This window comes from Microbacterium sp. ER1 (assembly GCF_023383675.1).
Classification (GTDB): domain Bacteria; phylum Actinomycetota; class Actinomycetes; order Actinomycetales; family Microbacteriaceae; genus Microbacterium.
Genome location: NZ_QCXO01000115.1, coordinates 1 through 229, shown reverse-complemented (window position 1 = coordinate 229; position 229 = coordinate 1). Strand labels below are relative to the sequence as shown.

At 65.9% G+C, this 229-nt stretch carries 1 pseudogene; it reads right to left on the bottom strand.

The annotated features are described in order from the left end of the window. Positions 1 to 229, bottom strand: a pseudogene (locus BV453_RS01990) (DNA replication and repair protein RecF); the annotation flags it as partial.

Here is a 229-nt window from a genome sequence, read left to right as displayed (position 1 = left end):
CAGCTGGGTGGTCTTCAAGCCGGATGCCCTAGCCGACTTGAGCAGGGTGTTGCGCTGTTTGAGTACCCGGTCGTAGTCGGTGAGCACCCCGGAGAACCGGGGGTTGCGCAGCACCAGCAATTGGTCGAGGAACCGCCGGCGGCCGGAGGGATCGCCGCGCACCAGAGCCAGGTCCTCAGGGGCGAAGAGCACGCTGGAGAAGTAGCGGGGGAGTTCGCGGGTCTTGATG